Origin of the sequence: Paraburkholderia sp. CNPSo 3076 (assembly GCF_026343935.1) — a bacterium.
Lineage (GTDB): Bacteria > Pseudomonadota > Gammaproteobacteria > Burkholderiales > Burkholderiaceae > Paraburkholderia > Paraburkholderia nodosa.
Map to the genome: position 1 here is coordinate 55,861 of NZ_JAPMAL010000006.1, position 26,545 is coordinate 82,405.

Annotated in this window: 22 protein-coding genes; 9 read left to right on the top strand and 13 right to left on the bottom strand. The window is 63.8% G+C overall.

The window, feature by feature from the left end; all coding sequences use genetic code 11:
* The first annotated feature begins 108 nt into the window (after positions 1-108).
* From M3A49_RS08780 to pcaC, 3 genes are read left to right on the top strand one after another with little or no spacing between them, the layout of a single operon-like run.
* The gene (locus M3A49_RS08780; RefSeq protein WP_266228346.1) at positions 109-1,476 is read left to right on the top strand and encodes a 3-carboxy-cis,cis-muconate cycloisomerase; all 1,368 of its coding nucleotides are present in this window, start codon (positions 109-111) and stop codon (positions 1,474-1,476) included.
* 29 nt (positions 1,477-1,505) lie between these two features.
* On the top strand, positions 1,506-2,294 hold the full coding sequence (gene pcaD / locus M3A49_RS08785; RefSeq protein WP_254355655.1) for a 3-oxoadipate enol-lactonase: 789 nt from the start codon (positions 1,506-1,508) through the stop codon (positions 2,292-2,294).
* Complete coding sequence (gene pcaC, locus M3A49_RS08790) at positions 2,294-2,683, top strand: 4-carboxymuconolactone decarboxylase (RefSeq protein ID WP_028206361.1); 390 nt, start codon at positions 2,294-2,296, stop codon at positions 2,681-2,683. The genes pcaD and pcaC overlap by 1 nt, the downstream gene beginning before the upstream one ends.
* 37 nt (positions 2,684-2,720) lie before the next feature.
* Here pcaC and M3A49_RS08795 read toward each other — a convergent pair whose 3' ends face one another.
* The 3 genes from M3A49_RS08795 to M3A49_RS08805 all read right to left on the bottom strand — a co-directional run bounded on the left by M3A49_RS08795 (position 2,721) and on the right by M3A49_RS08805 (position 5,674).
* A complete protein-coding gene (locus M3A49_RS08795; protein ID WP_266228348.1) occupies positions 2,721-3,788 on the bottom strand; it encodes an NAD(P)/FAD-dependent oxidoreductase in 1,068 nt (355 codons plus the stop codon).
* A 44-nt stretch (positions 3,789-3,832) separates the two neighbouring features.
* Positions 3,833-4,081: a hypothetical protein gene (locus tag M3A49_RS08800; protein WP_266228349.1), complete on the bottom strand. Its 249-nt coding sequence runs from the start codon at positions 4,079-4,081 to the stop codon at positions 3,833-3,835.
* A gap of 264 nt (positions 4,082-4,345) precedes the next feature.
* Positions 4,346-5,674: an aspartate aminotransferase family protein gene (locus M3A49_RS08805; protein ID WP_266228350.1), complete on the bottom strand. Its 1,329-nt coding sequence runs from the start codon at positions 5,672-5,674 to the stop codon at positions 4,346-4,348.
* A gap of 171 nt (positions 5,675-5,845) precedes the next feature.
* On the opposite strand from M3A49_RS08805, the gene M3A49_RS08810 reads away from it, so the two are divergent.
* A complete protein-coding gene (locus tag M3A49_RS08810; protein WP_254355659.1) occupies positions 5,846-7,249 on the top strand; it encodes a PLP-dependent aminotransferase family protein in 1,404 nt (467 codons plus the stop codon).
* A gap of 21 nt (positions 7,250-7,270) precedes the next feature.
* Here the strand turns inward: M3A49_RS08810 and M3A49_RS08815 are convergent, their stop codons facing one another.
* The 7 genes from M3A49_RS08815 to M3A49_RS08845 all read right to left on the bottom strand — a co-directional run bounded on the left by M3A49_RS08815 (position 7,271) and on the right by M3A49_RS08845 (position 17,952).
* Positions 7,271-9,646, bottom strand: coding sequence for a DNA polymerase II (locus M3A49_RS08815; protein ID WP_254355660.1), 2,376 nt, complete (start codon positions 9,644-9,646; stop codon positions 7,271-7,273).
* A gap of 72 nt (positions 9,647-9,718) precedes the next feature.
* Complete coding sequence (locus tag M3A49_RS08820) at positions 9,719-10,336, bottom strand: LysE family translocator (RefSeq protein ID WP_266228351.1); 618 nt, start codon at positions 10,334-10,336, stop codon at positions 9,719-9,721.
* Between the two features lie 145 nt (positions 10,337-10,481).
* The gene (locus tag M3A49_RS08825) at positions 10,482-11,936 is read right to left on the bottom strand and encodes a DUF2252 domain-containing protein (protein WP_266228352.1); all 1,455 of its coding nucleotides are present in this window, start codon (positions 11,934-11,936) and stop codon (positions 10,482-10,484) included.
* A 57-nt stretch (positions 11,937-11,993) separates the two neighbouring features.
* Complete coding sequence (locus tag M3A49_RS08830) at positions 11,994-13,727, bottom strand: SulP family inorganic anion transporter (protein ID WP_266228353.1); 1,734 nt, start codon at positions 13,725-13,727, stop codon at positions 11,994-11,996.
* On the bottom strand, positions 13,724-14,524 hold the full coding sequence (locus M3A49_RS08835; protein WP_266228354.1) for an NAD(P)-binding protein: 801 nt from the start codon (positions 14,522-14,524) through the stop codon (positions 13,724-13,726). Before M3A49_RS08835 ends, M3A49_RS08830 begins: the two co-directional genes overlap by 4 nt.
* A gap of 957 nt (positions 14,525-15,481) precedes the next feature.
* Positions 15,482-16,438, bottom strand: coding sequence for a cation diffusion facilitator family transporter (locus M3A49_RS08840; RefSeq protein WP_266228355.1), 957 nt, complete (start codon positions 16,436-16,438; stop codon positions 15,482-15,484).
* Between the two features lie 98 nt (positions 16,439-16,536).
* Positions 16,537-17,952 (bottom strand): basic amino acid/polyamine antiporter, encoded by a 1,416-nt coding sequence (locus M3A49_RS08845; protein WP_266228356.1) that lies wholly within the window; start codon positions 17,950-17,952, stop codon positions 16,537-16,539.
* 292 nt (positions 17,953-18,244) lie between these two features.
* Here M3A49_RS08845 and M3A49_RS08850 point away from each other — a divergent pair, with 292 nt between their 5' ends.
* The 4 genes from M3A49_RS08850 (at position 18,245) to M3A49_RS42655 (ending at position 21,844) form a co-directional block, all read left to right on the top strand.
* Positions 18,245-18,706: a membrane protein gene (locus M3A49_RS08850; RefSeq protein WP_028206348.1), complete on the top strand. Its 462-nt coding sequence runs from the start codon at positions 18,245-18,247 to the stop codon at positions 18,704-18,706.
* Positions 18,707-18,793: 87 nt separating this feature from the next.
* Positions 18,794-20,218, top strand: coding sequence for a basic amino acid/polyamine antiporter (locus M3A49_RS08855; protein ID WP_266228357.1), 1,425 nt, complete (start codon positions 18,794-18,796; stop codon positions 20,216-20,218).
* 174 nt (positions 20,219-20,392) lie between these two features.
* Complete coding sequence (locus M3A49_RS08860) at positions 20,393-21,583, top strand: arginine deiminase (protein WP_416338942.1); 1,191 nt, start codon at positions 20,393-20,395, stop codon at positions 21,581-21,583.
* 21 nt (positions 21,584-21,604) lie between these two features.
* A complete protein-coding gene (locus M3A49_RS42655) occupies positions 21,605-21,844 on the top strand; it encodes a hypothetical protein (protein WP_416338938.1) in 240 nt (79 codons plus the stop codon).
* Between the two features lie 20 nt (positions 21,845-21,864).
* Here M3A49_RS42655 and M3A49_RS08870 read toward each other — a convergent pair whose 3' ends face one another.
* Together M3A49_RS08870 and shiA are read right to left on the bottom strand one after the other, a co-directional pair.
* Positions 21,865-22,635, bottom strand: a complete 771-nt coding sequence (locus M3A49_RS08870; protein ID WP_266228359.1) for an IclR family transcriptional regulator domain-containing protein — start codon at positions 22,633-22,635, stop codon at positions 21,865-21,867.
* Between the two features lie 97 nt (positions 22,636-22,732).
* Positions 22,733-24,046 carry a shikimate transporter gene (gene shiA, locus M3A49_RS08875; RefSeq protein ID WP_266228360.1) on the bottom strand — a complete coding sequence of 438 codons (1,314 nt, stop codon included), beginning with the start codon at positions 24,044-24,046 and terminating at the stop codon, positions 22,733-22,735.
* 306 nt (positions 24,047-24,352) lie between these two features.
* Here shiA and M3A49_RS08880 point away from each other — a divergent pair, with 306 nt between their 5' ends.
* Positions 24,353-25,480: a 4-hydroxyphenylpyruvate dioxygenase family protein gene (locus M3A49_RS08880; protein WP_266228362.1), complete on the top strand. Its 1,128-nt coding sequence runs from the start codon at positions 24,353-24,355 to the stop codon at positions 25,478-25,480.
* Positions 25,481-25,498: 18 nt separating this feature from the next.
* Here M3A49_RS08880 and M3A49_RS08885 read toward each other — a convergent pair whose 3' ends face one another.
* Positions 25,499-26,494 carry a LysR family transcriptional regulator gene (locus tag M3A49_RS08885; RefSeq protein WP_266228363.1) on the bottom strand — a complete coding sequence of 332 codons (996 nt, stop codon included), beginning with the start codon at positions 26,492-26,494 and terminating at the stop codon, positions 25,499-25,501.
* Positions 26,495-26,545 lie beyond the last annotated feature (51 nt).

Here is a 26,545-nt window from a genome sequence, read left to right on the forward strand (position 1 = left end):
CGTTCGCACGTGAGTGGCGCGGCAACCGTCGGCATTCGTCGACGGTTGCCGCGCCCGCTTCATTCCGTCTGTATCTGAACGCCTGCTTTTTTCCGCGCGCCACACTCCATGATTGAACGCCTCACGAGCCTGATCTGCGGGACCGAACCGATGAACGCGGTCTGGTCTCCCGATGCCACGCTGCAACGCATGCTGGACGTCGAAGCGGCGCTCGCGCGCGCCTCGGCAGCGCATGGCGTGATTCCGCAGTCGGCCGTGGCCGCGATCGTCGAGGCCTGCGCGGCGGATCAGCTCGATGCGCCGGCGCTCGCACGCGACGCCGCGCTGGGCGGCAACCTGGCAATCCCGCTCGTCAAGCAGCTCACGGCGCGCGTGAAGACCGCCGACCCCGAAGCCGCCAAGTACGTTCACTGGGGCGCCACGAGCCAGGACATCATCGACACGGCCACCGTGCTGCAGTTGCGCGACGCGCTCGCGCTGATCGAGCGCGGCATCGACGCGCTCTGCGCGACGCTGGCGGACCTCGCGCGCACGCATCGCGCGACGCCGGCGGTCGGGCGCACCTGGCTGCAGCAGGCGCTGCCTATCACGCTCGGAATGAAGTTCGCGCAATGGCTCGACGCGATGCTGCGCCATCGCGAGCGCGTTGCCGTGCTGCGCGAGCGGGCGCTCGTGCTGCAGTTCGGCGGCGCGGCCGGCACGCTCGCGAGCCTGCGCGACGCCGCCCCGGCGGTGAGCGCCGCGCTCGCGCAAGAACTCGGGCTCGCGCCGCCCGCCTTGCCGTGGCACACGCAGCGCGACCGCATTGCCGAAGCCGCGTCGTTCTTCGGCATGCTCATCGGCACGCTCGGCAAGATCGCGCGCGACATTTCATTGCAGATGCAGACCGAAATCGGCGAACTGGGCGAACCGGCGGCGGCAGGCAAGGGCGGTTCCTCGACCATGCCTCACAAGCGCAATCCCGTCGGTTGCGCAGCCGTCCTGACGGCTGCCGCGCGCGCGCCGGGCCTCGTCGCGACGGTGTTCGCGGGCATGGTCCAGGAACACGAGCGCGCGCTCGGCGGCTGGCAAGCCGAGTGGGATGCGCTGCCCGATCTTGCGCGCCTCGCTGGCGGCGCGCTCGCGCAGATCGAACAGATCACTGCTGGACTCGAAGTGCGGCCCGAACGGCTCGCGTCGAATCTCGACATCACGCACGGCCTCATTCTCGGCGAAGCCGTGATGCTCGCGCTCGGCGACCAGATCGGGCGTCTGGACGCGCATCATCTCGTTGAGCACGCATCGAAAGCGGCGGTGCAAAGCGGCCGAACGCTGTACGAAGTCCTCGCGGCGGATCCCGCCGTGACGAGGCACCTGGACGAAGCGCGCCTCAAGGCGCTGCTCGATCCGGCCAATTACGTGGGGCAGGCGCACGCGTTCGTCGACGCGGTGCTCGCGTCGTATGCAGCGAAAGCCGCGCAGCGCAAGTCCCATTGATCACAGAAGACACACGAGGAGTAACACGCATGCCTTACGCAGCCGTCAACGACACGCATTTGTTCTACCGCATCGACGGTGCGGAGAACCACTCGGCGCCATGGGTGGTTCTGTCGAATTCGCTCGGTAGCGACGTGTCGATGTGGACGCCGCAGATCGTCGAGTTCACGAAGCATTTCCGCGTGCTGCGCTACGACACGCGCGGCCATGGCCACTCGGCGGCGCCGCTGGGCCCGTACACCATCGAGCAACTGACTGGCGACGTAATCGGCCTGATGGACCAGCTTGGCATCGAACGCGCGCATTTCGTGGGTGTTTCGATGGGCGGCCTGACCGGCGTCGGCCTCGGCGCGCGTTACGCCAACCGCATCGATCGCCTCGTGCTGTGCAATACGGCCGCGAAGATCGGTTCGCCGGAAGTGTGGGTGCCGCGTGCGGCGAAGGCTCGCAGCGAAGGCATGCTCGCACTCGCTGACGCGGTGCTGCCGCGCTGGTACACGCCCGAATTCATCGCGAACAATGCGCTCGTGATGTCGCAGGTGCGCGACGTGTTCGTGCATACCGACAAGGACGGCTATGCTTCGAACTGCGAAGCGATCAACGCTGCCGACCTGCGCGGCGAGGCGCCGTCGATCAAGGCGCGTACGCTCGTGATCTCGGGCACGCACGATCTGGCCGCGACGCCCGCCCAAGGACGCGAACTGGCCGAATCGGTGCCGGGCGCACGCTATGTCGAGCTGAACGCCGCGCACATCTCGAACGTCGAGCAGGCGGACGAGTACAACAAGATCGTGGTCGATTTCCTGCTGGGGGCGTGATGAACGACGAAGACCGCTACGAAGCCGGCATGAAGGTGCGCCGCGCGGTACTGGGCGACGCGCACGTCGATCGTTCGCTCGCCAACCGCACCGAAGTGACCGAAGAATTCCAGAACTTCATTTCGCGCTACGCGTGGGGTGAGATCTGGACGCGTGATGGCTTGCCGCGCCACACGCGCAGCCTGCTGACGATCGCGATGATGGTCGCGCTCAACCGCAGCGAAGAACTTGCGCTGCATCTGCGTGCCGCGCGCAACAACGGCGTGACGCGCGACGAGATCAAGGAAGTGTTGCTGCAGACCGCGATTTACTGCGGCGTGCCGGCGGCGAACTCGGCGTTCCATCTCGCCGACCGCATCTTCCGCGAGCAGGACGCCGAGCAGGCCTGATCGTGCGGTGACAACACGCGGGGCACTCGCCCCGCGGTCAGTCGAACACTGGCGACTCCACGCCGAGCACCTTGTGCAGGCGCGTGCTGGTCGTCGTGTACTGCAGATGAATTTTCTTTTCGGGAAACACATGATGCGCCGCGGCGAACGCAGCGAGCGCGGCTTCGTGAAAGCCGGAGAGAATCAGCTTCTTCTTGCCCGGGTAAGTATTGATATCGCCGACGGCAAAGATGCCCGGCACGCTCGTTTCGAAGCGCGCCGTATCCACCGGCAACTGCTTGCGTTCGATTTCAAGACCCCATTGCGCGATCGGCCCGAGTTGTGGCGACAAGCCGTAGAACACCAGCAGGTAATCGAGATCCAGCGAGCGCGTGACGCCGTCGCCCCCGGTTACCTTGATGCGCGTGAGCTTGCCGCCTTCGTCGTCGAAGCCGGTCAGTTGGCCGACGATGGACTGCATGCGCCACTCCTCGCATAGCGCGTGCATCTTCGCGACCGTTGCCGGCGCCGCGCGATAGCCCTCACGCCGATGCAGCAGAATCACGCTCTGCGCGACGTCCACGAGCTGCAGCGCCCAATCGAGCGCCGAATCCCCGCCGCCGCACACCACGACGTCCTTGTCGCGAAAGCGCTCGAGATCACGCACGCGATAGAACAACTGCGTGTCGCGGTAACGCTCGATGCCGCTCAGCTTGAGCGTGCGCGGCTGAAACGAGCCCACGCCCGCCGCGATGAAGACCGTCTTCGTCAGAAACTGCGTACCCTTGCTCGTCTGCACGAAAAAGCGGCCGTCGGCGCGCGGCTCGACGATTTGCACTTCCTGGCCGAGATGGAACGTCGCGCCAAAAGGCTCGATTTGCTGCATCAGCGCATCGACTAGCTGTTGCCCGGTGCACATCAGCACCGCCGGAATGTCGTAGATCGGCTTGTCGGGGTAAAGCTCGGCACACTGGCCGCCCACCACCGGCAGCGAATCGACCACGTGTGCGTGGATTTCCATCAGGCCGAGTTCGAACACCTGGAAGAGACCCACCGGCCCGGCACCGATGATGAGCGCATCGGTTTCGACAAGCTGGGGCGGGAAGTGATCGTTGCGCTCGTTCATCGGCGAGCTCTCCTTGCAAGAGGCAGGGATAATGATCAAGAGTCCTATTCTTCTGGCTGCACGTCGGCTACGTAGCGGCGCAGGCAGGCGAGCAGCGCGGCCTCCTCGGCGCGGCTCGCCGCGTCGCTGGCCGAACCCGCGTCGCGTTCTTCGCCGAACATGGCCGCGGGCGCGGGGATCGTGTCGACCACGCGGCCGTCACGGAACACACGGATTTGACGGGTCGCTTCCACATACTCGGCGATCCAGTGGACGCCCTCGATATGCGTGCCGATGCGGACTGGCATCTTCATGAGATTCCCTCCTGGCCAGCGCACGTCGGTCGATGCGCGCTCGCCGCAATCGCGGTTGTTATGGCGGATAGGGCAACGATACGCCGATGGCGCGCGCTGTGCTTGAACCCGGTCCTCGCGCGTACGGCTGCGCAATCCTGCTGCCCGCGTATTGCATGGGTCGAACGGCCGAAAAAAGAAAAGGCGGCCCGACCCCGGGCCGCCTTTGCGGCGGATTACCAAATGAAAGCAGGCGCGAGTGTTGGTTCGCTCGTGCCTCGCGCGTTACTGCACCGTGGCGAGCACGTCGCGCACCGTGCCGAACAGGCGAGCGATTTCCTCTTCGGTCACGATCAGCGGCGGCGAGAACGCGAGAATGTCGCCCGTGAAGCGGATCAGCACGCCCGCCTCGAAGCACTTCACGAAAACCTCGTAAGCGCGCGCGCCCGGCGCGCTGTCGCGTGAGTCGAGTTCAACGCCGGCAACGAGGCCGAGATTGCGCACGTCCTTAACGTGCTTCTCGCCGCGCAGCGCATGCGCGGCAGCCTCGAACTTCGGCGCGAGCGCTCCGGCGCGCTCGAACAGGCCCTCGCGGCGATACAGGTCCTGCGTCGCGATCGCGGCCGCGGCGGCGAGCGGGTGTGCCGAGTACGTATAGCCATGGAACAGCTCGATTGCGCCCTGCGCGCCGCTGTTCACGATCGTGTCGTGAACCGTGCGGCTCGCGGCCACGCCGCCCATCGGCACGGCGGCGTTGTTGATCGCCTTGGCCATGGTGATGATGTCGGGCGTCACGCCGAAATACTCGCTGGCCGTGGCCTTGCCGAGGCGGCCGAAGCCTGTGATGACCTCGTCGAAAATCAGCAGGATGCCGTGCTTCGTGCAGATCTCGCGCAGACGCTGCAGATAGCCTTGCGGCGGAATCAGCACGCCGGTCGAGCCCGCCACGGGCTCGACGATCACGGCGGCGATGGTCGAGGCGTCGTGCAGCGCGACGATGCGCTCGAGGTCGTCAGCGAGATGGGCGCCCCAGGCCGGCTGGCCCTTCGAGAACGCGTTGTGCTCGAGATCATGCGTGTGCGGCAGATGATCGACTGCGGGCAGCAGCTGGCCCGAGAACGCCTTGCGATTCGGCCCGATGCCGCCCACCGAGATGCCGCCGAAGCCTACGCCGTGATAGCCGCGCTCGCGGCCGATCAGCTTGGTGCGCTGGCCTTCGCCGCGTGCGCGATGGTAGGCGAGCGCGATCTTCAGTGCGGTGTCGACCGACTCCGAGCCGGAGTTCGTGAAGAACACGCGGTCGAGCCCGGCCGGCATGATTTCCGCGATCTTCTGGGCCGCTTCGAACGCGAGCGGGTGGCCCATCTGGAACGTGGGGGCGAAGTCGAGCGTCGCGGCTTGCTGGGCGATGGCCGCGACGATTTCCTCGCGCGCATGGCCTGCGTTCACACACCAGAGGCCCGCGCTGCCGTCGAGCACTTCGCGCCCATCGGTCGTGCGGTAGTACATGCCCTTGGCCGATTCGAGCAGGCGCGGCGCGGCCTTGAACTGGCGGTTGGCGGTGAAGGGCATCCAGAACGACGAGAGATCGTCGATGACGGGGCGCGAAGTCATGCGTGCTTCTCCTCAGGTGGGTTTGGTTCAACTGTAGCGCCGAGGCTTGAACGACGGCATAGACAGTCTCTATACTGCTCTGCAAACCGTGCTGGACAATTCTCGCCAACTGTATTGGTCGGCGCCCCGAATCGTACGGGTTTTCCCTCGCACTATACGCTTGCTTTCCCGATGATCGAACTCGAACTGGAGCGCGGCCGCGGCGTCACGACGACGCTTGTCGAGCAGCTCGTGCAGGGCTTCACGCGCGCGATCGAAGCGCAATCGCTGCGCGCCGGCGCGCTGCTGCCTTCGGTGCGGCAGCTCGCGCAAACCCACGAGCTATCCACCTATACAGTGACCGAGGCGTACAACCGTCTCGTTTCGATGGGCTTCGTCGTTGCGCGGCGTGGCTCGGGCTACCGCGTGGCGCCCCGCAACGACTCGGCGCGCGCGAGCGCAGCGGGCTGGCAGCCGCCCACGCTGACGGCGACCTGGCTGCTCTCCGACGTGTTCGCCGATCATTCGGTGCCGATCAAGGCGGGCTGCGGCTGGGTGCCGGGCGAGTGGATCAACGAAAGCGGCCTGCAGCACGCGTTGCGCGCCATGAGCCGGGTGCCGGCCGTGCGGCTTGGCGACTACGGGCACCCGTACGGTTACGCGCCGCTGCGCGAGCGCATCGCGGCGCAACTGGACCGGCAGGGGCTGCCTGTCGAAGTGTCGAACGTCCTGCTCACGCAGGGCGCGACGCAGGGGCTCGATCTCATCGTGCGTACGCTGCTGCGGCCCGGCGACACGGTGCTCGTGGAAGACCCCGGCTACTGCAATCTGCTGCAGATACTCAAGCTCGCGGGGCTCACGGTGCACGGCGTGCCGCGCACGCCCGCCGGGCTCGACATCGAGGCGCTCGAGCGCCAGGTGGCGGCGCACCAGCCGAAGGCGATCTTCGTGAACACGACGCTGCAGAATCCCACCGGTGCGACGTATGCGATGTCGAATGCCTTCCGCTTGCTGCAGATCGCCGAGCGCCAGCGCATGTGGGTCGTCGAGGACGATGTGAGCCGCGAGCTTGCGCCGCCTGGCGCGCCGCTGCTCGCGGCGATGGAAGGCTTGCAGCGCGTGCTGTACGTCAGCGGCTTTTCGAAGACGGTCACGCCTTCGCTGCGTTGCGGCTATGTGGTCGCCGAGCGCGATGTGCTGCGCGAACTGGCGCGCGCGAAGATGGCGGTGGGGCTCACCTCGTCGGCGACCATCGAGCGCATGGTCGACAAGGTCTTGCTCGAAGGGCGCCACGCGCGCCACGTCGAACTCGTGAACGAACGGCTGAAGGCCGCGCATGCCTGCGTGGAGGAGCGGCTCGACGCGCTGGGGCTCGAGATATTCCACCGGCCGCGCGCGGGGCTGTTCGTGTGGGCGCGGCTTGCCATCGAGCCCGAACGGTCCGGCGCGATCGCCACGGCGGCGCTGCGCGATGGCATCTGGCTCGCGCCTGGCTCCTATTTCAGGCCGGACGACGAACCGAGCGCGTGGTTTCGCTTCAACGCGCCGTATTCGACCGACGATGCGCTGTGGCGGTTTATCGAGCGCGCGCGCTAGGGCGTGCGAGAGAGCGCATGGTTAAAACAGACTCTGCTGCCCCGACATCAACGTATCGAAATCCTCGCGCAGGAAAGGCAGGATCGCGTCCGCAACGGGCTGTAGCTGCCGGCTCACATAGAACGCGTAATCGAGCGGCGAACTCAGCGTTTCGAGCGGCTCGGGGCCGGCCGTCGTTATCACGTAGCTGATCCAGCCGCCGTTCTGATACTGCAGCGGTCGGCCTTTCGCGCGATTGAACTCGTCCGCGACACGAGCCGCCCGCACATGCGGCGGCACGTTGCGCTGGTACTCGACGAGCGGCCGCCGCAGGCGCTTGCGATAGACGAGCTGGTCGTCCAGCTCGCCGTTGAGCGTGCGCCGCACATAGTCGCGGATGTACTCCACGTAGGGCTCGCGCTGGAAAATGCGCCGGTACAGTTCGCGCTGGAATTCCTGCGCGAGCGGCGTCCAGTCGGTGCGCACCGTTTCGAGGCCCTTGAACACGACTTCTTCGCCGCCGTTCCTGGCAAGCGTGAGGCCCGCGTAGCGCTTTTTGCTGCCTTCTTCCGCGCCGCGCACCGTGGGCATGAGAAAGCGCGAGTAATGGCGTTCGAACTGCAGTTCCAGAGCGCTTTGGAGACCGAAGCGTTCCTGCAGTTCGGCCTTCCACCAGGCATTGACGTGCTCGACGAGTTGCTGGCCGGTTCGCGTGGCGCCGGCTTCGCTGTGCGCGTGCTTGAGCCAGACGAAGGTCGAGTCGGTGTCGCCGTAAATCACGTCGTAGCCTTGCGCCTCGATGAGCTGACGGGTTCTGCGCATGATCTCGTGCCCGCGCATCGTGATCGAAGAGGCGAGGCGCGGGTCGAAGAAGCGGCAGCCGGTCGATCCGAGCACGCCGTAGAACGCGTTCATGATGATCTTGAGCGCCTGCGAAAGCGCAGCGTTGTGCTGCCGCTTCGCATGTTCGCGGCCCTCCCAGACCTGTCGCACGATTTCCGGCAGACAGTGCTTCTCGCGGGAAAAGCGCGCGCCGAGAAAGCCGGGCACGGACGCGTCGTCGCCGGGGTTGCCCAGACCTTCGATGAGCCCGACGGGATCGATCAGGAAGGTGCGGATGATCGAGGGGTAGAGGCTCTTGTAATCGAGCACGAGCACCGAATCGTAGATGCCGGGGCGCGAGTCCATGACGAAGCCGCCGGGGCTGTTTTCGCCCACCACGTCGCCGAGATTCGGCGCGACGTAGCCGAGCCGATGCATTTTCGGCAGATACAGATGCGTGAACGCGGCTACCGAGCCGCCGCTGCGATCCACGGGAAGCCCCGTTACGGATGCGCGTTCGAGCAAAAAGGCCATCAGTTCGGTTTTCTCGAAGACGCGCGTAACCAGCTCGCAGTCCTTGAGGTTGTAGCGGGCCAGCGCGGGTTTGTCTTCGTCGAAGCGGCGCTGGATCTCGTCCATGCGCTGATACGGATTGTCGATCGACTTGCCTTCGCCGAGCAGCGCCTGAGCGACGTATTCGAGGCTGAACGACGGAAAGCTCCAGGTGGCCGAGCGTAGTGCCTCGATACCATCGATGATGAGGCGGCCCGCGGCGCCCGCGAAGAAATGATTCTCCCGCATGCCGTGCTCGCGCCACTCCATGACCTCGCCGCCGCGTCCAAGACGCAGGGGCACGCCGGTTTGCTGGCCGTGCGCGTGCAACACGCGCAAATCGAACTGCACGAGATTCCAGCCGATGATCGCGTCGGGATCGTGCTGCGCCATCCATGCGTTGAGGCGTTCGAGCATCTGCGCGCGGCTCTCGCAGTATTCGAAGTCGAAGTCGATCTGGCTCGCGTCGCCGTTTGCGGGGCCGAGCATGTAGACCTGGCGTTGTCCGCAGCCTTCGAGCGCGATGGAATAAAGCTCGCCCTGGGCGCTCGTTTCGATGTCGAGCGACACCAGTCGCAGGCGCGGGCGATAGCCGTTGGCGGGTTTCATCTCGCCGTCGAGCAGCACGCCGCTTTCGTCAGGGCTATCCACATCGCCGCGGAACAGCACGGGCGCCGTGATGAAGCGCTCCATCATGTAGCGCTCCGGCGGCTGGATGTCGGCTTCGTAGACGTCGACGCCCGCTTTGGCGAGGCGCTTGGCGTGCCCGGCCAGAGCGCGATATTGCGGCGAATAGAGCCCCAGCACCGGGCGGCGCTGGAAGTCTCGCAGATTGAGCGGGCGTAACTCGGTGCGTGCGTCGCCCTTTAGCGCGGCGCGGGCCGCGGCTTCCTGGGCGGCCGGCACGAATGCGACAGAAGGTTGGGGGCGCAGGCGCAACTGGCGCGGCCCTGCGTCGGTCGCGAGCCAGAAGTCGACCTCGGTGTGTTCGCCCGTATCGCGCCAATGGCGGGTGAGAATAAAGCCCGCTTCAAACTCAGACAAAGTGTGACTCCGCCGCCCATGTTTCCCGCTTGCGATTGTAGCGTTTGAGCCGGAGTATGGCGGCGGGTCGTTTTAACGTTGAAGCAGGTGCACGAACATCGGATACAGCGAAACGACCAGCGAAAGCGCCATAAAAATATTGAACGCGCGCAGCCGCCGCGGATTCGACAGAAAACGCCGCATGCTGGTGCCGAACGCGGCCCAGATGCAGATGCAGGGCAGACCGATCACATAGAACAGGAAGGCCATCGCCATCGTGTTGGTGCCGAAGTTCGCGGAAAGGCGGATCGTGGTGGCGGCCGTGAGCACCATCATCCACGCCTTGGGATTGACCCACTGGAACGCGATGGCTTCGTGAAAGCGCATGGGCCGGTGCTCGCCGCTCTTCACCTTGATGTCGCCCGAGGTGCCGATTTTCCACGCGAGATACAGCAGGTACGCAATGCTCGCGATCTCCAGCACGGTATAGAGCGACGGGACATGCCTGAACACCTGGCCAAGCCCGAAGCCCACCGAGAGCATCAGCACGACCACGCCCGCGCTAATGCCGAGAATGTGCGGCACCGTGCGACGAAAACCGAAGTTGACGCCGGAAGCGAGCAGCATGGTGTTATTGGGGCCGGGCGTGATGCTCGTGACCACGACGAAGAGCATGCCGGCGGGCAGCGCGCTGAGCATTTCGGGCAGCATGATGCGAGGGGCTCCGGAAAGAGAAGACAGAATGGACGGAACCAGTTTATCGACAGTAATCGGTACAGTACCGGTACAGTTGTGAGGACGCTGAGCAGTACGGATTGGGGGCGTGAAGGCGGCGTGCGGTATCCGCTGAACCGGCCTATTGACGAATGACCTGAATGCGTCCCGCCTTGACTGCCGCTTTCAAAACCGCCCAGTCTCTCTCATTTTGTTCTGCGTAGGCGAGCGAGAATCGCACGATGGCTTCGTCGAATGCCTCCGACTTGCCGGCATAGCCGCTGAGCAGCGCGGGATCGCCTGCCTTCGCCATCGAATGGGCTAGCGCGTGAGCGCAGGAAATCGCATACTCGCCGAGATCTTCAACGTCGAATGTCGTGAAGTCGAATGCGCCCTTCATGTCGCGCAATTGCCTCACATAGAAGTCGTTGCCGGTGTGGCGCATCTTGGACCACCCGAGAAAGATGTCACTGGCAGACTGCAGCAGACGCTGCCCGTTGACCACACGTTGACCATGATTGGGATAACGGCTCGGCGGCAGATAACCCTCCAGCACGGAAGCGCGCGCCTCCTTGAGCTGAAGGAAAAGTGGGCACTCGCCGTCGGCCATGAAAAGCGCCTCATAGCAACGCGTTCCGACCGACCCGATGCCCACGACACGAATGGCGACATCAACCAGTTCATATCGATCGAACAGTGCGCGCCTGTCGTCGGGAAGCGTCAGCCGGTAATCGGCGAAGAAGCGCCGTACCATCGCGTTGTACTGCTTGCTGTCACTCGCGCTCTCCAGCGGTACGTGATACACGAGCGGCGGTACGTCCTTGATCCGCAGCTTGCCATTGACTACCTCGGTTGCATGAGTCAGCACGGAACGCGACGACTGTTGTCTTGCCTTTTCGATGACGGCCAGTTCCTTGTTCCTTTCCTCGACCGAATCGGCAATGGCCAGCATGGTCGCCGCCTTGAACTGGCAGTACCAGACGTCGAGCGTGTCCATGCGGCTGAAGTCGGCGAGCCGTTGGCGGAACGTTGCGCACAACCGGCGCACGATGCCTTGCTGGTCGCGCAAGGCAAATCCGCGTTCGCGCGCAGCGATCACGAACGATGTCGCCAGTCTGCGCACGTCCCAGTCGAATGGTCCAGGCAGCGTCTCGTCGAAGTCGTTGGGGCCGAAGAGAATGCGCCGCTCCGGGCTTGCGAACAGACCGAAGTTGGCCAGGTGCGCATCGCCACCCAGTTGCACGATCACATTGGAATTCGGCAGCTTCGACAGATCGTGCGCCATGAGCGGCGCTGCGCCGCGATAGAACGCGAACGGACTCGCGACCATCCGTCCATAACGGATGGGTATCAGTTCCGTCACCCGACCCACATTGGAAGCGTCGAGCAGTGCGATGGGGTCGCGATCGGCAATCCTGCATTCGGCGAGCTTCTCGCGCGGCACTTCTCTGCGAGCCGTCTTGCCCCGTCTGACGCGATCGGCCAGCGAGCCACGCCCCGCAAAGAGTGTAGATGGGTCTTCCTGCACCGCCGGTGTACCCGGCGCAGCGAGATCGGCGCCAGGCGCGGCGCGCTTTGTGTTAGCGGAATCAGGCACGCATTACTCCTTTGATCGATGCCAGGCCGAACCGGACCTGTGTCATTTCAGGTCGCTTCATTGCGGTTTGGCATCCTGGGAAGTTGAGGACGTAGATGGCGAAATATCCCGCAGCGCCTCGATTGCGGCATCGACTGTGGCAAAGACCTCGCGATGCACGCCGGTCACACGCAACGCCTTGTACCGCTCGATTTCGTGTCGCACGCCGGAGGGGAGGGCGACCGCAGCGATACCCACGCCGTGCTTGTCGAGCTCGCCGCCCAGCTGGATCAAGGTCTTGCCTGCCGTGTAGTCGATGTTGTTGATCTCCGATGCGTCGATCACCACCCAGCGCAGCCCCGGACTCGCTTCGTTGACAAGCTTCAGCACCTCTTCCGTGAATCGGCCGGTGTTCGCGTAGAACAGGTCGGCTTCAAAACGGTAGACGACGATACCGGGCGCGGCGAGCAGATTGGCCTCGACATGTCGCGCGATCCAGCTGTCGCCGGGGCCTCGCGTCAGCACCCGAGTCCGCAGGCGGTAGCTGTGGCGTGCATGCGCGATCAGCGAAAGCACGACGGCGGCAAGAATGCCGTGCATCACGTCGACGAACACGACTACGCCGGCAGTCAGCAACGCCACGACGAGCTCGTCCTTCTGCATCCGGTACAGTTCGATCATGCCTTTCACGTCGATCAGCTTTACGCCGATCATGAAGACGATGGCCGACAGCACAGCGGCAGGCAGAAGACTCAGCGGTCTCGTGAGAAATAGCAGCACCAGCAGCACGATGGCGGCTGTCGTGAGGTGGGCGACCTGGGTGCGGCCGCCCGCATCGTCGAGCATCTCGGTCTTGGTCGGGCTGCCGTTCACGACGAACGTTCCCGTGAAGGCCGCTGCTGCGTTGGCGGCCGCGAGCCCGACGATATCGGCGTTGTCGTCGCCCCGCTCGTTATAGCGATTGGCGTACGCACGTGCCGTTGCAGCGCTCTGGGCAATGATGACGATGAAGCATGAGGCGGCCGTGACCAGTACCTGGTTGATCTCGCCCATATGCAATGGTGGGAGGAACCATGACGGGAGTCCGCCCGGCACTTCGCCCGTGACCGCGATGCCATGTCTGGCGAAATTGAACACGCCGCTTGCCACGATGGAGCCGATCACGGCGATCAGCGCGCCCGGTGCGCGCGGCACGAAGCGCTTGCAGCCGATGATCACCACGAGCACGCCGATTGAGAGCATCGTGGTCGGATAGTTCGCCTCGGCTACGCGTTGCAATACGGATGCGATCTGCATCAACGGCCCATGCCCTTGCTTGGCGAGCCCGATCAGTCCGGCAAGCTCGCCCGCTGCGACCTGGATGCCGACGCCGGTCAGGAATCCGATCAACGCGCTGCGGGAAAGAAAGTCGGCCAGAAAACCCAGACGAAAGACACGCGCGATCACCAGCATCACAGCGACGGTCAAGGCAACGGTACTCGTCAGGGCGACATAGTCCTTGCTGCCGAGCGCGGCGACGGCCGTCAACGTACCCGCGAGAATGGCGGCAGTAGCCGAGTCGGCGGCGACAACCAGTTGACGCGACGCACCAATGAGGGCGAACGCCACGAGCGGCAGCAGGATCGTATAGAGGCCCGTAACGGTGGGCGTGCCGGCAATTTTCGTATACCCCATCACTTCGGGAATCCCGAGTGCCGCCAGCGTGATCCCGGCGATGATGTCGTGCGGCAGTTGCGCGGGATTGAAGGGCAGGAGTCCTTGCAGGAAAGGTAGATGAGGCAGGCGATGCGGTGTCGGAGCGGCGGGTTTCATGGTGCGGTCCCCGCTACAGTCGCAATCTTGCTGATCAACGCTTTGGCAACGATATCGTCGGCAATGACGACGTTGGTCGCGCCAGCGTTCTCCAGCAGCCCTTTTCTCAAGGGGGTCTCGCCAGGTACCGCAATGGCGAGCGACGGGTTGAGCGTATGGGCCAGCAGTGTGATTGCCAGATTGTTATTGCTGTCCGGTGTCGTGACGAACATGGCTTTCGCGCTATCCAGTCGCGCACGCTTGAGCACGTCGTCGAAGGCGTCCGGCGACCCGAGTACGACCAGATGCCCGCAATCCGTTGCCCGGTTGGCCTGATCCTGATCGCCCACGAGTACGAGCACCGTGCTCCCCGCTTCATGCAGGTAGTTTGCGACCCGTTCGCCGAGAGCATGGAAGCCAACTACCACGACATGATTGGCGAGCTGTTCGAACTTGCGTTCCATGATCCTGTTCTCCCGATAAGCCATCACGTCATCGCCCGATAGCATGCCTGTGAGTCTCGAAACTGCGAATCCGCCGACCAGCAGCGTCGCGACCATGGCCAGAAGCATGAAGACCTTTTGAGGCGGACTGAATTCGCTGAAGGCGCCGAGTGTCGTAATGAGATTGACTCCGTTCCAAAGAGCCGTAAACAGTTTGTCGGGGAAAGCGTTGCCGGACTGATCGAGAGCGACCAGCCCGATGGTGGCGCCGCCCAGCAGCATGACGAGAAGACCGATTGTGTGATGCGCGCGACGGCGCCATTCTCGAATACGGATGACCCCAAGACGAGGTTCATCGACACGGAAGATCCACATGGTTACCTCGGATTGTTGGTCTGATCGAGACAACAGCGAACCTGATGCCAGGCAGATACGCTCTCCCTTTTTGTGTCCATAGTCAATAGTAAATAATCAGGAGCCCAATATATCGAGCAGGCGAGCGACGACGCCATACGGCAATTAAGAACCAGGCCAGGCGCTGCAATCGCGGTCAAACTCGCTTTGACAATTCGTTCCGGCTCGACCGCGAGCTTTCCAGTTGAAATGGAAGGGAGCCTGAATGCAGCGTACGCCGCTCCGAACTGTCAAGGATTCGCCCTCGCAAGTGAGGCGCAATTGTTGGAACGCTTCGTGCCGGAAATCGCCCTGCGCTTCTGCGTACATCTGAGGCATCGGTTGCTCCGTCTGCTCGGCCAAAATGGGGGGCAATCGAGGCGGTAAAAGGTAGTTTGCCTTCGGCGCAGCCATTGCGCGCAAGCGTGACACGCGTTCAATATTCGTCGCGAGGGAATCCGCTATGCGCACTTCCCGGCAGCCCGATTGACTTCTACATGGGTCATTGGCTCTGCGCAACGTTAGCGAACCTGTGCTGAAAACACTTGCTGGGGGCGCATTCGGTCGATGACGAGACAAGTCGCGGACTTGCGCTTGAGGTCTTCGGCCAGTCGATTGTATTGGGTCGTCAGTCGCCGAATCACGTCTGCTCGGCAGCGCGCTCAGGGCGCAGTCGTCATTGACCGTGCCGGTGTACGCAGGCAGAGCCTGCGCAATATCAGCGGAAGGAAGCAGATACCGCGAGCGCCACCATCGCTCGATGAAACCCAGCTCGCGAACGGGTGGCTCCAGTACAACGACCCAGCGCTCAACACGCTGATTCATCGATCTCGATGCGCAGTTCTGGCGCGTGGGCTTGCAGGCGCAGTAGGAAATCGATGTATTCGGACGCGCTTACGCGGCTATCGCGGCAGGCGCAACGCCAGGCGGCGGCGCGCGTCATCCCGGCTGGCGTCCGTCTTCCCAGCGCGGGTCCGCGGTGATCTGCACGGTGAGGCGGTTTTCCAGCGGATTCGCGCCGAGCGTTTCCCAGATGCGTTCGCGCAATCTGTCTTGCGAGGGGAGATCGCTTAACGCGGACGTCGCGCCGACAAGCACGCTGACTTCGACAAAATTGCGCCGGCCAGCCTGAATGACATGCGTGTGATGGCGCAGAATGCCAAGCTCGCGTTCGAGCTTCGAAAGCGCTTTCTCGATCGCCGAACGCGGATTGTTCTCTTCGGGGCTCATGTGCAGTAATTCAGCAAAGCTGGTGCGCACGATTTTCACGGGCACCGAGAGAAATACCAGCGAGAGCCCCGCGGTCATTGCACTGTCGATATAGCGCGCCCATACTTCGTGAAAGCTTTCAGGCAATATCGAATACACGAAAAAACCGAGCAGCGTGGCCGCGCTGAACGACAATTTCATGATCCATTTCCAGCCGTCGGTTTTGAGCAGCTTGGAATTGATTTGCGCGGCCGCGCGCTTTTTGTAGACCACCATGGCAAAGCAGATCACGCAACTCGCGACGCTGATCAGCATAACGCCGCGCGCGTTCACCACGTGGCCGCCTGAACGTATCCCTTCAATGCCGTTCACGAAGCCATACACGCATACCAGCAGCATCATGAGGCCGTTTATGCCATTCACGAGCGGCTCGAGGAACCAATACCCATATTCGAAGCGGGTCGTCGCGGGCCGGGTGATCACGGAGGCTGCGAGCAATCCAAGCGCGGCACTCACGAGATTGAGCAGATAGAAAATGGCGGTCAGCAGCAGCGTATCGGATTTCACGAAGAAGCCATAACCGACGTTGGCCGCGAAACCGAGGCACACGACGTAAATGGAAATCTTCATCGCGCGCTGCTCGACCGCTGCGAGTTGCGCCTTGCGCAGAGCGTAGCTGATAGGCATGGTTCCTCACTGTCGAACGGTGGAACGTTTGAATGGCGGCGGTGAGGCGAATAGCAGTCACGAGACCGATGGATGCGGGCAGGCGCAACGGCACGCGGCTAACGCCATGCGGAGGCGCTCAGCTCGAATATCGCAACGAGTCCGCCGCCCATCACCACGAGAAACGCGCACCACTCTGGCCGGGAAAAGAGCGCCTCGCCACGCTCGCGCCGCGCCCACATGTAGAGCAGGCTGCCAGGTCCATAGAGCAGCGCGGACATGACGAGCAGTTCCACTCCGCAAGCGTAAAGCAGGAACAGTGTATAAATCGTGGCGATGATCGCTGTGGCAAAGCTCAGCGTGCGCTTTCGCGCGCTCATTGCCGACTGCGGCAGTGCGCGAATGGCCTTGAGCCCGAAGGTCGCCACGAAAAAGTAGGGGATGAGCGCCATGGCGCTCGTGAGGCGCAGCATGAGCGAGAAGGCGTCGGAGGACCAGTACGTGCTGATGACGAAGGCCTGCACCACACTGCTCGTGAGCCAGATCGCGGCGGTGGGAAGCTGCCGCGCGTTGCGGCGCGCGAAGATGGCTGGCATGGCGTCCGCTTTCGCGCTGGCATACAGCACTTCCGCGCAGATCAGCGACCATGCGAGGTAGGCTCCGAGAACGGAGACGATAAGCGCGCCGCCGATGAACACCACGCCTGGCGAGCCGACTACGGCGCCAAGCACCGATGCCATTGAAGGTTGCCGCATGGCGGCGATATCCGCGCGCATGAGATGCGCGTAGGGCAGCAGCGTCACGAACACAAGCAGCAACAGCACGAAGGCGAAGCCGAGTATCGTGGCAGCGCCCACGTCCGAGCGCTTTTTCGCGTAGCGCGAATACACGCTTGCCCCTTCGATGCCGAGAAACACGAATACCGTCACGAGCATGGTTCCCTTGACCTGCGAGGCAAGCCCGTGGGCGCTTTCCGCGAGATTGTCCGTGAATGGCTCCACGCTCGCATAGACACTCAAAATGCCGATAAAAACGAAAATGGGCAGAATCTTGACGACAGTGAGAATCGCATTGATGAGCGTGGCCTGCTGAATGCCCCGCAACAGCATCCAGTGAAATGCCCAGATGCCGAACGACGAAACCGCAATGGCAATCGGCGTATTGCCGTTTCCAAATGCCGGCACGAATGCGCCGAGCGTGGATTTGATCAGCACCCAATAAGAGACATTGCCGAAGCAACCGGCCATCCAGTAGCCGAACGCGGAGAGAAAGCCGGCGTAGCCGCCAAAGCCGTCACGCGCATAGGCAAAGATGCCGGAGTCGAGGTCGGGCCGGATTTCGGCGAGAAACTGGAAGACCCGGGCCAGCATATACATGCCGCCTCCCGCAATGCACCATGAGATGACGGCGGCCGTCGGGCCCGCTTCGAGCGCGAAGTTACGCGGCAGCGAATAGATGCCGGCGCCGACCATGGAGCCCACAACCATGGCCGTCAGTACCGGCAGCGACAATTTCTGGTCATCCGTCGATTTCATGTTCGAGCCTTTTTCTGATCTTTGACCGGTCGTAATGCGAGCGCGGGAAATCGCGGATAAAAAATGCGCGCCACATTGAATTACTGAACTATTCTCGAACGAATGTCACGTTGAATACCTCATGTGCGAATCGTATTCCATAATGTTCGTCAGGTGTCCGGATGAGGATTGAGCAATGAGAATCGCCGGGCACGTATTGGCTAAATGTTCGCTAATGACTATACGTGGAATCGTTAGCAAACAGGCCGAATGAATTAGCGAATCCGCAATGCGCCGCATTAGGGGGAATGTCATGCGATATCTCGCTGCAACACTTCTTGGGTCCGTGGTTGTCTCTGTCGCGCTTTCCGGCTGTGAGGCACCGACTTCAGGCTCTGTCTTCACGCCGGCCCAGGCTCAGCAGGTGTTCGTGGTCGAACTCGGCGCGGTCGAATCCGTGCGGCCCGTCACGATTCAGCCGGGTCCAACCGGCATCGGCGCGATAACGGGCGGCGCGCTCGGCGGCATCGCGGCAGGCAGCAACATCGGGCGCGGCACGGGCTCCGTCGCGGCGGGCATCGGCGGCGCGGTGCTGGGCGGCGCGGCAGGCAATGCCGTGGAGCAGCGCGTCACGCAGCGGCAAGGCCTTGAAATCGTCGTGCGTCTGGATTCGGGGCAACTGATGTCGGTGGTCCAGGATGCGGATCAGCAGTTCGTTCCCGGCGACCGCGTGCGTGTGCTGCTCGGCAACAACTCGGTGCGCGTGACCCGGTGACACCGCAGACGCCTGAAGCTTAAGCGGCGGCGCAGAAGTGCGCTGGCCGCCCGATAACGCGAAATTCCGAACAAAGCGAGGAAACCGATGGCCGATACCGGGCAAAAGATGAGTCGCGTGCAGTTGACCGCGATGGTAGTCGGAGGCATGGTGGGCGCCGGGATCTTTTCTCTGCCGCGAACCTTCGCGAATGCAACGGGGCCGGTCGGCGCGGCGATTGCGTGGCTGGTGGCGGGCGTGGGCATGTACACGCTCGCACGCGTCTTCCAGGCGCTCGCGGAGCGAAAGCCGAACCTCGACGCCGGTGTGTTCGTGTACGCCAAAGAGGGCTTCGGCGATTACCCCGGCTTCCTCTCCGCATTCGGTTACTGGATCGGCAGTTGCATCGGCAACGTTTCGTACTGGGTGCTGATCAAGTCCACGCTGGGCGCATTTTTCCCGGTTTTCGGCGACGGCAATACGGTCACGGCCATCATCGTCGCTTCCATCGGCATCTGGCTGTTTCACTTTCTCATTCTTCGCGGCGTGAAGCAGGCCGCGTTCATCAACACTGTCGTGACGTTCGCCAAGGTCATTCCGATCGTGGTGTTCATCGTCATCCTCCTGTTCGTATTCAAGTACGGGACCTTCCACCTGAATATCCAGTCCGCCGCGCAAGAGGGCGGCCTCGTCCAGCAGATTCGCGCGACGATGTTCGTGACTGTGTTCGTGTTCATCGGCATCGAAGGGGCGAGCGTGTATTCGCGCTATGCAAAAGAGCGCACGGACGTCGGGCGCGCAACGATCTTCGGCTTCGCCGGCGTCACCACGCTCATGGTGCTCGTTTCCATGCTGCCTTTCGCCGTGCTGCCGCGCGCGGATGTGGCAGGCATGCGCCAGCCCTCCATGGCGGCCGTGCTCGAAAGCGTGGTCGGTCCGTGGGGCGGGATTTTCGTAAGCATCGGTCTGATCGTTTCCGTGCTGGGCGCGTATCTGGCATGGTCGCTCATCTGCGCCGAGGTGATGTTCGCGGCGGCGCGCAATCAGGATATGCCAGCGGTGTTCGCGCGCGAAAACGCCAACAACGTGCCGGCCAATGCGCTCTGGATCACCAACATCGTTGTACAGATTTTGGTGGCGAGCACGTATTTCTCGCGCGACGCGTTCGCATTGATGCTCAACCTCACGAGCTCGATGTCGCTGATTCCTTATCTCTTCGTCGCCGCTTACGGGTTTATGGTTTCGAACCGTGGCGAGAGCTACGACGTGCGGCCCGAAGAGCGCAAGCGCGATCTCGCGCTGGCCTCGGTCGCCGTGATCTACACGTTGTTCATGATTGTTGCCGGTGGTCTCAAGTTCATCCTGCTATCGGCGATTCTTTACGCGCCTGGCACGGTGCTGTATTTCCTCGCGCGGCGCGAGCGCAAGCTGAAGGTTTTCCAGCGTACGAGCGACTGGGTCATTTTCATCGTGGCGGCCGTAGCGGCCATCGTAGGCGTCGTTGCGCTGGCCACGGGCACCATGGCGGTCTAACGAGAACGAGCGGAGATCGATATGTCCAAGGCGAAGGGCGGTGGCAAGAGTGAGAAGGGCGAAAAGGTAGAGAAGGTAGAAAAGGCGGAGAAAGCCGCGAAGGGCGGCAAGGCCAGGGCGAAGGAAGAGAGCACGCTCGGCGTGTACTCGGAGGTCGGGCAACTGCGCAAGGTGATGGTGTGCGCGCCCGGCATGGCGCACTCGCGGCTCACGCCGAGCAATTGCGACGAGTTGCTGTTCGACGACGTGCTGTGGGTCGACAACGCGAAGCGCGACCATTTCGATTTCGTCACGAAGATGCGCGACCGCGGCGTCGAGGTCGTGGAAATGCACAACCTGCTCGCCGAAACCGTTGCCGTGCCCGAAGGCAAGAAGTGGATTCTCGACAATCAGATCGTGCCGAACCAGGTCGGGCTGGGTTTCATCGACGAATTGCGCAGCTATCTGGAAGGGCTCGACGATCGCAAGCTGGCCGAGACCTTGCTTGGCGGCCTGTCGATCTACGATTTCCCGGAATCGCATGGCGGCGCGGCACTCAAGGTCGTGCGCGAAGCGGCCGGGTCCACCGAATATCTGCTGCCGCCGCTGCCGAACACGATCTACACGCGCGACACCACCTGCTGGATTTACGGCGGCGTGACGCTCAATCCGCTGTACTGGCCCGCGCGGCACGAGGAAACGATTCTTGCCGCGGCGATTTACCAGTTTCATCCGGACTTCGCGGGCAAGGTCAACGTGTGGTGGGGCGACCCCACGCAGGACCACGGCATGGCGACGCTCGAAGGCGGCGATGTCATGCCCATCGGCAACAAGACCGTGCTGATCGGCATGAGCGAGCGCACCTCGCGCCAGGCGATCAGCCAGCTCGCCGCCACGCTGTTCAGGAAGGGCGCCGCCGAGCAGGTGATCGTGGCGGCGATGCCGAAAATTCGCGCGGCCATGCACCTCGATACGGTCTTCACGTTTGCAGATCGCGACTGCGTGCTGATCGCGCCGGATTTCCTGGCGCGTACCCGCACCTTCACGTACCGGCCCAGCGATCATCCGGCGGGTGTGGAACTGCACCAGGAGAAAAAGTCCTTTGTCGAGGTGGTGAGCGCGGCGCTCGGCATCAAGAAAATGCGGGTGGTCGAAGCGGGCGGCAACGACTATCAGCGCGAACGCACCCAGTGGGACAGCGGCGCGAACCTCGTGTGCACCTCGCCCGGCGTGGTGTTCGCTTACGACCGCAACACCTATACGAACACGCTGCTGCGCAAGGCCGGCATCGAGGTCGTGAGCATCGTGGGCGCGGAACTGGGGCGCGGGCGCGGCGGCGGCCATTGCATGACGTGCCCGATCATTCGCGATGCGGTGGACTTCTAGCGTCGAAGTGCGAGGAGATCGTTGCGGGCGCAAGCAATTGGCATGGCGGCGTGGACGGTGCGCGTGATTGCGCTCGTCGCCGCGCTCAGCGAAGTGGGCATCGCCACGGCTAGCGTGCTCGCCGCACCAGGCGCCGCCGGCCTCGCTATCGGCCTCGCGTTGCATCGCGGACATGCGCGCGAAGCGCTCGCCACAGCGGGACTCGCCGTGACGGGCAACGCGCGCATGACGGGCGATCATGCAGCGCTCACGCGCTCGTGAGCCGTGGTTCAAACACCGCGTTAAAGCACGTTGAGCATGGCGAGCGCGCTTTCCTGCAGATGCGGCAGGACGCGCTGGAGAGCGGCCTCGGGGCTTTCTTCGCCCATCGGCATGTTGGTGCTGAGCGCGGCGACCACCTCGCCGTTGCGATTCCTGAGCGGCACGGCAATGCCGCGCACGCCCACCTGCAACTGCTGCTCGATGAGCGCATAGCCGTCCACACGCGCGCGCCCGATTTTCTCGCGCAGGCGCGCGCTGCTCGTGATGGTATGCGGCGTGAAGGGCGACAGTTCGACCGTATCGAGCCACGCAGAAACCGCGTCCTGGTCGGCCTCGTGCGCGAGCAGCACCACGCCCGGCGAGATGAGCGGCGCGGGCACGCGCGCGCCGAGCACGAAGCCCGTCGTCATCACGCGCGACACGCCATTGCGCGCGATCACGACGAGCTCCCAACCGTCGAGCACGCTCACATAGGCCGATTCGTTGAGCGTCGCGCTCAGCTGCTGCAGATAGGGCTGCACGGTGCGCGGCAGACGCGCCGAATCGAAGTAGGACCAGCCCACGCGCAGCACACGCGGCGTAAGGCCGTACAGACGGCCGTCCGTGTACACATAGCCCAGCGATTCGAGCGTGAGCAGATAGCGGCGCGCGGCGGTGCGCGAGAGGCCCGTGCGCTCGGCCGCCTGGGTGGGGGTCATGCGCGCGTGCTCGCTGTCGAAGGCTTCGAGAATCGCGAGGCCTTTTTCGAGCCCGGCGATCCAGTCGCGCCGGTCCAGTGGCGGTTTCTTCATCGGCGTGCCAGACCCTGTGCTGCACGGTGGCTCAAACAACGGAAAAAGCCGCAGGCGCGGGACGCCTGCGGCTTGCGCGCGAACGATATGCTCTTGCTCACTCGGGCTTCATGCGCGCTGCCACGATCAGCGAGATCAGGCAGCCAATCGCGAGGTATGCGGCGACGAGGTGCCACGAACCGCCGCCCACGCCCACCAGCGCCACGGCGATGAACGGTGTGAAGCCGCCGCCCACCACGCTCGCGAACTGGTAGCCCACGCCCGCGCCGCTGTAGCGGTATTCCGCGCCGAACAGTTCGGTGAAGAGCGGCTGCTGCACGCTCACGACCATGTCATGGGCGATGTTCGCGAGCATCACGGAGAAGATCACGATCCAGACCGTGACCCGCGCTTCGAGCGCGAGAAAGAACGGCACGGCGCTCACGAGACCGATGCACGCGCCGATCAGATAGATGCGGCGCAGCCCGAGGCGATCGGCGAGCCACGCGAAGCAGGGGATCGTGATGCACGAGAGCGCGCCCACGAACAGACCGATGCCGAGAAAGAGATCGCGCGACAGGCCGAGGTTGCTGGTCGAATAGCTCAGCGCGAAGGCGGTCACGATATACATCGTGAAGAGTTCGGCAAGGCGCAGCGCGACGATATACAGAAACGCCTTGGGGTGACGGGCGAGCGCTTCGAGCACCGGCATCTTGAGCTTGCGATGACCGTGCTCGACTTTCTCGACGAACTCGCGCGACTCGTCCATGCTCGAGCGCACCCACAGGCCCACGAGCACGAGCACGACGCTGAAGAGGAACGGCAGACGCCAGCCCCACGAGCGGAACGCCGCGTCGCCGAGCAGGTGGCTCAGCAGCGCCACGAGGCCCGTGGCGAGCACGAGGCCCACGCCGTAGCCCACCTGCACGCCGCTGCTATAGAACGCCTTTTTGCCGCGCGGCGCGCTTTCCACGGCCATGAGCGCCGCGCCCCCCCATTCGCCGCCTACGGCGAAGCCTTGCAGCGCGCGCATCGTGACGAGCAGCACGGGCGCCCACCAGCCGATGGTCGCAAAGGTTGGCAAGAGCCCGATGGCAACGGTGGAAAGGCCCATCATCATGACCGTCAGAACGAGCATGCGCTTGCGGCCGAGCCGGTCGCCGAAGTGGCCGAACACGACGCCGCCGAGCGGCCGGAAGAGAAAGCCTACGCCGAAGGTCGCGAACGCGGCGAGCGTGCCCATGGTCCTGCCGACCTGCGGGAAGAACGCCACGTTGAACACCAGCGCGGCGACAATGCCGTAGAGCAGGAAGTCGTACCAATCGACGACCGCGCCGACGAAACTGCCGAGCGCCGCCTTGCGGGCCTGGCTGCGCGACGGCGCGAGAGGGGCGGCGTCGGGCGTGCCGGTGGTGTCGAGGCTTGGGGTCATGAGTTGTCTCCAGACTTTTGCGCATGTGCCATGCTGCGAGATGCACGAAACGTGAGACGCAGCATAGGGCGGGCCGCGCGGTCCGGCAATGCGTGGTGCCGCCGTTTTGCGCGATTATCGCCCAAATGCGTGCGATTATCGAACGCATTGCGGGTTTGCACCGAGATGGCGCGCGGACCGCCCACGTGCGGCGATCTTCGTCAAAATGAACGAACTGGTTAAAATCGGCGCTGCTTTGCGCGTCCTCCAGGTTTGCGGCGGCGCGGCGAAGTGTCCGTTTCAGCGCTTGCGTCAGGAGCCTATTGCATGTCCAGCCCCAGTAATCCTCCGCCGCATGCGGACAATCCGCTCGGCATGGCCGGTCTCGAGTTCGTCGAGTTCGCCGCGCCCGAGCCCGCCGATCTCGGCCGCCGTTTCGAACAATTCGGGTTCAAGGCGATCGCGCGCCATGTGAGCAAGGCGGTCACGCTCTACCGCCAGGGCGAGATGAATTTCCTGCTGAACGCCGAACCCGATTCGTTCGCCGCGCGCTACGCGCAGGAGTACGGCATGGGCATCTGCGCGATCGGCGTGCGCGTCGACAATGCGAAACGCGCGTTCAAGCACGCCATCTCGCTCGGCGCGTGGGCGTTCGAGGGCGAGCGGCTGGGTCCCGCGGAGCTGCACATTCCCGCGATCCAGGGCATTGGCGATTCGCACCTCTATTTCATCGACCGCTGGCGCGGCCGCGGCGGCCAGCGCGGCGGCGTGGGCGACATTTCGATCTTCGACATCGACTTCCGGCCCATCGACGTCGCCACCGCGCATACCGATCTCGATCACGGCGGCACCGGCCTTACGCGCGTCGATCACCTCACGCAAACGGTGGGCGCGGGGCGCATTGCGGAATGGCTCGACTTCTATCGCGACCTGCTGCATTTCCGCGAGATCCACGAGATCAACGCGAACTGGCATGTGTCCGAGGAGTCCCGCGTGATGGTGTCGCCCGATGGCGAACTGCGCATTCCGGTTTATGAGGAAGGCACGCGCCGTACGCAGCTATTGCACGACTATCTGCCCGAGCATCCCGGCGAAGGCGTGCAGCATATCGCGCTCGCGAGCAACGACATCCTCGCGAGCGTCGATGCGCTCAAGGCCAACGGCGTCGAGTTCGTCGAACCGCCGCGCGCGTACTACGACACCGTGGATGCGCGTTTGCCCGGCCACGGCGTGGACCTGGAAGCCTTGCGCAAGCGCCATGTGCTGGTCGATGGCGAGATTGGCGAAGACGGCGTGCCGCGGCTCTTTTTCCAGACCTTTGCCAAACGCCTACCGGGCGAGATCTTTTTTGAAGTCGTGCAGCGCAGCGGCCATCACGGTTTCGGCGAGGGCAATCTCGACGTGCTCGCGCGGGCGCGCGAGGCGGCCGCGAAGCAGGGCCCGGCACCCGGTTAAACCGCGCAGTCCGCGACGTCAGCGCTCCAGACGAGACTTCGCGGCTGCGCCCGTTGTTGTGCGCGTGCGCGCCGTGCCGGGCGCGGCGGCGCGCGGCGAGACCATCGTGCGGCAGCGATGGCGCACCTCCTTGCTGAACTCGGTGCACACCTGAGTCATCAGGTCCGTGGACCGGTACACCATGAACACATGGAAGTCCGGCAACTCGTCGCGAATGGGCAGCGTGTGCAACGCGTCGCGCCTGAGGACGAGCGGCCCGCTCATGCCGTAGAACACGAAGTCCGACCAGATGCTGATGACATCCGTGCAGGTCGCGAGCTGCAGGCCGAGCAGGTTCGACACGCTGTGCACGATGCGCCTGGGCATCTCGAGGCGATTCAGGCGCATGAGGCTCGCGAGCGGGCTGCCGGGATCGTCCAGCGGGTCGAGCGTGAGCCAGTCGGCCTCGAGCAGATCGCGCAGGCGCGTCGTGCGTGCAAGCGGGTGGCCGGGACGCGTGGCGAGCACCATGCCCACCGAAAAAAGCGGCTCCCGCTCCCACTGAAACGCGCTCGTGCCGGGGCCGCTGTTCGTCGAGATGAGCGCGAGGTCGAGGCGGCCTTCGCGCAACCCTTCGAGTATCTGCTGCGGCCGCATTTCATAGGCGTGCACCGCCACGACCGGAAAGCGCGCGCGAAATGCCGCGATCGACTCGGGCAGCGGGCCGCTCGATGCAACGGCGGAAAAGCCGATGTTCAATTGCGCCTCGGCATGGCCGCGCATGCCTTCGATATCTTCCAGCGCGTGGCGCAACTCCTGTTCGACCACGCTCGCGCGCTTCGCGAGCGCGCGCCCATAATTCGTGAGGCTCACGCCGCGCACCGAGCGCGACATGAGCGTCACGCCCAGTTCGCGCTCCAGCTCCGCCACCGCCTTGGAAAGCGCCGGCTGCGAGATGTGCAGGCTGCGCGATGCCTCGTGCATGCTGCCGTGCTGCGCGAGCGCGAGCAGGACGCGCAACTGGTGCAGTTTCATCTGTGGTGCTCCAACGTTCTCCGATCGGAAGTGATTCTAAACGTTGCGAAA